This window comes from Microcoleus sp. PH2017_09_SFU_O_A (assembly GCF_020738625.1).
GTDB lineage: Bacteria > Cyanobacteriota > Cyanobacteriia > Cyanobacteriales > Microcoleaceae > Microcoleus.
The window spans coordinates 1-5,615 of the sequence record NZ_JAEQCF010000153.1; the positions used below are offsets into that span (position 1 = coordinate 1).

Genomic DNA, 5,615 nt, shown 5'->3' on the forward strand with positions numbered 1-5,615 from the left:
GTGAGTGCCGACACTACCAGGATGAAGCAGGAAGTAAACGAAGCTCAAAGTCCAATATTGTCCAATCTTGAGTAACTTTGGGTAGGATTTATGTAACGGTTCTCAGGTTTACTGACCGACGACTGGAAAAAACAACCATAGTTGGTGCTCAGGCAAAGCCGCCGGTCTGACAAAGATGTGCTTTCTCATCTAGTTCTCAGGCTGCTTTTATTAAAAACACGCAGAATTCTGTTAGCAAACTCTTTAGATCGTTATTCACCGTACCGGAGAAGTTTGATGATTCCAGAGAAACTTCGATTGCAGCAAGACCAAGACCGGATCGCCTACTGGAAACGCTGGGGACCCTATGTAAGTGAGCGACAATGGGGCACGGTGCGGGAGGATTACAGCCCCGATGGCTCGGCTTGGGATTATTTTCCTCACGACCAGGCCCGATCGCGCGTCTACCGTTGGGGTGAAGATGGCATTGCCGGAATTTCTGACACAAGACAACGCTTATGTTTTGCGATCGCCCTGTGGAATGGTCACGATCCCATTCTCAAGGAGCGCATTTTTGGCTTAACAGGCAATGAAGGCAATCATGGCGAAGATGTCAAGGAATATTATTTTTATCTCGACAGCACCCCGACCCATTCCTACATGAAATGCCTGTATAAGTACCCACAGCAGGCATTTCCCTATGCTCAATTAGTCGCAGAAAATCAACGCCGCGGCAAACTAGAACCCGAGTTTGAATTGCTGGATACTGGTATTTTTGATGGCGATCGCTACTTCGATGTCTTTGTAGAATATGCCAAAGCCACAGCGGAAGATATTCTGATTCAAATCACGATCGCCAATCGCGGCAGTGAAGCTAGCACCTTACAGTTATTACCCACGCTATGGTTTCGCAATCTCTGGGACTGGAATCCGGACATCACACCGCCCTTGATCAAAGTCGTGCATTCTGATCCAACGTTCAGTCAACTCGAAGCCCAGCATCCCACCCTGGCAACGCATTGGCTTTACTGTGAGGGTGATGCAGAATTACTATTTACGAATAACGAAACCAATTATCAGCGATTGTTTGGCACAGCGAATCGATCGCCCTATGTGAAAGATGGCATTAATAACTATGTGGTGAATGGTGATGCTCAAGCGATTAATCCCGATCGGGTCGGCACAAAATTTGCCGCCCGTTATTCGCTGACCTTGGCACCAGGAGCCACCAAAACCGTGCGCCTGCGGTTGAGCGATCGGTCCCAATTGTCCGCCCCGTTTAGCGCTGAGTTTGAGCAGATTTTTCAGACCCGGAAACAGGAAGCCGATCAGTTCTATCAAGAGGTTTCGCCCTTTCCCCAATCGGACGATGAACGCAATATTCAACGCCAAGCGTTTGCCGGACTGCTCTGGAGCAAACAATATTATCAATACAGCGTGAATGACTGGCTGAAAGGCGATCCGGGACAACCCGCGCCGCCTACCGATCGCAAAGCCGGACGCAATCACGAATGGGGCACACTGTTCAGTGAAGATATTCTCTCCATGCCCGACAAGTGGGAGTATCCCTGGTTTGCCGCGTGGGATTTAGGATTTCATTTGATTCCGTTAGCGATGATCGATCCGGCGTTTGCCAAGTTGCAACTCGATCGCCTCACCCGTGAATGGTATATGCATCCCAATGGCCAACTCCCGGCCTATGAATGGAAATTTAGCGATGTGAATCCTCCGGTGCAGGCGTGGGCGGCATTGCAGGTCTATCAAATTGAGCAAAAATCCACTGGGAAGGGCGATCGCGCCTTTCTGCAACGGGTCTTTCACAAGTTGCTGCTCAACTTTACTTGGTGGGTGAACCGCAAAGATATGGCGGGCAACAATGTGTTTCAGGGTGGCTTTTTGGGGTTGGATAACATTGGCATTTTCGATCGCAGTGCCGAATTGCCCACGGGCGGCTACCTCAACCAAGCCGATGGCACCAGTTGGATGGGCATGTATTGCCTGAATATGCTGGCGATCGCCCTCGAATTAGCCAAAGCCGACGACAGCTACGAAGACATTGCCAGTAAGTTTTTTGAGCATTTTCTCTACATTGCCGACGCGATCGATGGCATTGGCGAAAGCAATATTGCGCTGTGGGATGAGGTCGATGGCTTCTATTACGATGCGCTACATTTACCCGATGGGCAACAGTTACCGTTGAAGGTGCGATCGCTGGTGGGCTTAATTCCGCTCTATGCTGTCATCGTGCTGGAACTCGAAACCCTGGAAAAATTTCCGGGTTTCAAACGGCGGATGCAGTGGTTTATTCGCAATCGCCCTGACCTCAAAGAGAATGTCGCCTGTATGGAAACACCGGGAATGGGAGCGCGACGGTTGTTGGCGATCGCCTATCGCAGCAAACTGCAACGGATTCTGCAACGCATGTTGGATGAAGCGGAATTCTTCAGTCCGTTCGGGATTCGAGCCATCTCCAAGTATCACCAGGATCATCCCTATTGCTTGCAATTAGGGGGGAATGATTATTTCGTCCGGTATGAACCGGCTGAATCCAGCACCGGCTTATTTGGCGGTAACTCCAACTGGCGCGGCCCCGTGTGGTTTCCGGTGAATTATTTGATTATTGAAGCCTTAGAGCGCTTTCACAGCTATCTGGGCGACAGTTTTAAAGTCGAGTGTCCGACGGGATCGGGGCAGGAAATGACCTTGGGAGAAGTGGCGATCGCTCTGTCTCACCGCTTAGTGGCCTTGTTTGAGCGCGAGGCATCGGGTCGCCGTCCGGTGTATGGTGGCATTGAGAAATTCCAAACCGATCCCCATTGGCGCGATTACATCTTGTTCCACGAATATTTCCACGGCGATAATGGCGCGGGAATTGGCGCGAGTCACCAAACCGGTTGGACAGGCTTGGTCGCTGCCCTGATTCACCAAAATGCGGCCCACCGCGCCCAGGAGGGACAGCATGACCACCCTTAAAGCAACCTTTCGCAATCACCTACCAGAATACCTGATGGAAGCGGCCTTACTGGGATTATTTTTGATCGCAGCCGGTGGGTTTTCGATTCTGTTTGAATATCCTCAATCGCCGGTACATCAGGCCATTGCCAATGGTGATCTACGGCGGTTTTTAGTGGGAATTGTGATGGGGTTGACGGCGATCGCCCTGATCCATTCACCTTGGGGTCAACAATCGGGCGCGCACATGAATCCAGCGGTGACGTTGACCTTCTATCGACTGGGCAAAGTTAAGTTGCTGGATGCGTTGTTCTATGTGTTGTTTCAATGTCTAGGCGGATTAGCCGGTATTTATTTAGTCGCATTCGCGTTGGGTCAAGTATTTATCCAACCTCCGATTAATTATATTGTCACGGTTCCCGGTGCGCTGGGTTGGCTCGGAGCCGTGATGGGTGAATGGTTGGTGGCCTTTGTGATGATGATGATGGTGTTATTCACGAGTAATCACCAAAAACTGCATCGCTACACTGGCCTGTTATCGGGATTTCTCGTCATGCTTTACATTACCTTTGAAGCGCCATTATCGGGCTTTAGCATGAATCCGGCGCGAAGTTTGGCGTCGGCTTTACCGGCCAATGTTTGGACGGACTTCTGGCTGTATGTAATCGTGCCCCCGATCGGAATGTTATCAGCGGCGGGTTTGTATACTGAGTTGTTTGGCGATCGCGCTGTCAAGTGCGCCAAGCTCCACCACGATAATCCCAAACGTTGTATTTTTCGCTGCAACTATGACCGAGATGGCCGGGTGGATTTGAGCGATCGATTACTAAAATGATTCGTTGATAGTTTGGATGTTAAATCATGCCTACATTGAAAACCTCTAATTCACACCAATTCAATCAGTCAATTCCCTAACCGGCGAGGAACCCATTCATGGCTACCAACACTCATTACGATGCAATCATTATCGGCACCGGCGCAGGTGGCGGCACGTTGGCCTATCATCTAGCGGCCAGCGGCAAAAAGATTTTGATTCTAGAACGCGGATCCTTCTTGCCGAGAGAAAAGGAAAACTGGAGTGCGTTAGAAGTGTATCAACGGGAACGCTATCACACCCAAGAACAGTGGTTTGACACCAACGGGAAAGCCTTCCGACCGGCCACGGGCTATTGGGTGGGCGGTAACACCAAAGTCTACGGGGCTGCCCTCTTGCGGATGCGAGAGCGCGATTTTGAACAGGTCACGCACCAGGATGGCATTTCGCCAGAATGGGCGGTGAAATATGCCGATTTTGAGCCCTATTACGCCCAAGCCGAGCAGCTTTATGATGTGCATGGGCAGGCAGGCCTTGACCCCACGGAACCAACCCGCAGCCAACCCTATCCCTACGCACCTGTGCGCCATGAACCCCGGATGCAGGAATTGGCCAATGCCTTCACTAAAGAGGTACAAACATTTTGGTAAATGCTTATTCTCCTGGCTGGATGAAAACGGATATGGGTGGCCCTGATGCGCCCTTTACAGCGGATGAAGGAGCTGAAACCGCTGTGTATCTGGCAACTCTTCCAGAGGGCGGCTCACAGGGTAACTTCTTTGCTGAGATGCGGAAGTTTGGGGGCGCGATCGCACTGGATTGGTAATCAATCGAACCGAAGAGACAACACAACTACAGTGAGGAATAACGATGACTCCAACTGAAGAACAAAACTTGGCGATCGCCCGGATCTTTATCGAGCAGTTTTTGGGCAAGGGCAATATGGCGATCGCGGCGGATGTACTACATGAGAATGTGCAGGCAATCACCGGATTAAAGCCAGATGGGCCAATTGACGGACGGGAAGCTTACATACAAATATTTAGTGCCTTTTTCGATGCCTTTCCTCCCGTTGCGGGTTCAGAGATGATCGTTGAAGATATGTTTGCCGCAGGCGATCGAGTCGTCGTTCGATTTCGATCTGTGCAAAAACACACCAAAGCATTTTTTGGGATTGCTGCTACCAATCGGGATATCACTTTCATTGAAACTCATGTCATGCGGCTACGAGAGGGCAAGATTGTCGAAAATGTGGTGAGCGCGACTAATTTGGAGTTTGAAATGTTGATGGCTCCTGTTTTAACACCGTTAATCCTCAAATAGCCAATTTTTCAGGTTCAGTGTTGTGATGAATTTGCTCGAATGCCCTAAATCAAGGAGAAGAAGTCAATGGTCAACAGCGAATCAAATGGCAAAGTTGCATTGGTGACAGGCGCGAACAAAGGGCTTGGGTTTGAAATGAGCCGCCAGCTTGCACAGCAAGGATTGACGGTGATCATTGCAGCCCGCAAACTTGAAGCGGCGGTCGCGGCAGCAACGAAGCTAAAAAATGAAGGATTGAAAGCCGAAGCGATTCTACTTGATATTAATGACAGTATTCAAATTCAATCAGCCGTCCAAGAGATTAAAAATCGGTTCGGTAAGTTGGATGTTCTGATTAATAATGCTGGAGTCATGTTGGATGGTGAATGGGCAATTAGTAATGCAAGTTCTGTATCAGTTGACATGATCCGTAAGACGTTTGACACTAACTTTTTTGCTTTGGTTGAAGGGCTCTTCTGGAGTCAAGGTGATAAGCAAACCTAATCAGAAAAGCAAGCTAATAGCCTTGCTCGAAAGTTATCAAAGTTCATAAAGCCATAGGCTTGTC

Annotated in this window: 6 protein-coding genes; all 6 read left to right on the forward strand. The window is 49.6% G+C overall.

Annotated features, from left to right (window positions below):
- Window positions 1-276: 276 nt before the first annotated feature.
- The 6 genes from JGK16_RS31845 to JGK16_RS31870 all read left to right on the forward strand — a co-directional run bounded on the left by JGK16_RS31845 (window position 277) and on the right by JGK16_RS31870 (window position 5,551).
- Window positions 277-2,952 carry a glucosidase gene (locus JGK16_RS31845; protein ID WP_293187084.1) on the forward strand — a complete coding sequence of 892 codons (2,676 nt, stop codon included), beginning with the start codon at window positions 277-279 and terminating at the stop codon, window positions 2,950-2,952.
- Window positions 2,939-3,766, forward strand: a complete 828-nt coding sequence (locus tag JGK16_RS31850; RefSeq protein WP_293193885.1) for an aquaporin — start codon at window positions 2,939-2,941, stop codon at window positions 3,764-3,766. Before JGK16_RS31845 ends, JGK16_RS31850 begins: the two co-directional genes overlap by 14 nt.
- 98 nt (window positions 3,767-3,864) lie before the next feature.
- Window positions 3,865-4,395, forward strand: coding sequence for an NAD(P)-binding protein (locus JGK16_RS31855; protein WP_293187086.1), 531 nt, complete (start codon window positions 3,865-3,867; stop codon window positions 4,393-4,395).
- Window positions 4,389-4,571 (forward strand): hypothetical protein, encoded by a 183-nt coding sequence (locus JGK16_RS31860; protein ID WP_293187087.1) that lies wholly within the window; start codon window positions 4,389-4,391, stop codon window positions 4,569-4,571. Before JGK16_RS31855 ends, JGK16_RS31860 begins: the two co-directional genes overlap by 7 nt.
- Window positions 4,572-4,615: 44 nt before the next feature.
- Window positions 4,616-5,068, forward strand: coding sequence for an ester cyclase (locus JGK16_RS31865; RefSeq protein ID WP_293187088.1), 453 nt, complete (start codon window positions 4,616-4,618; stop codon window positions 5,066-5,068).
- Window positions 5,069-5,134: 66 nt separating this feature from the next.
- On the forward strand, window positions 5,135-5,551 hold the full coding sequence (locus tag JGK16_RS31870) for an SDR family NAD(P)-dependent oxidoreductase (protein ID WP_293193887.1): 417 nt from the start codon (window positions 5,135-5,137) through the stop codon (window positions 5,549-5,551).
- The last annotated feature ends 64 nt before the right edge of the window (window positions 5,552-5,615 follow it).

Coding starts and splice junctions, on each gene's coding strand:
- JGK16_RS31845 (WP_293187084.1), top strand. CDS start 277: ATGATTCCAGAGAAACTTCGATTGCAGCAAGACCAAGACCGGATCGCC.
- JGK16_RS31850 (WP_293193885.1), top strand. CDS start 2,939: ATGACCACCCTTAAAGCAACCTTTCGCAATCACCTACCAGAATACCTG.
- JGK16_RS31855 (WP_293187086.1), top strand. CDS start 3,865: ATGGCTACCAACACTCATTACGATGCAATCATTATCGGCACCGGCGCA.
- JGK16_RS31870 (WP_293193887.1), top strand. CDS start 5,135: ATGGTCAACAGCGAATCAAATGGCAAAGTTGCATTGGTGACAGGCGCG.
- JGK16_RS31865 (WP_293187088.1), top strand. CDS start 4,616: ATGACTCCAACTGAAGAACAAAACTTGGCGATCGCCCGGATCTTTATC.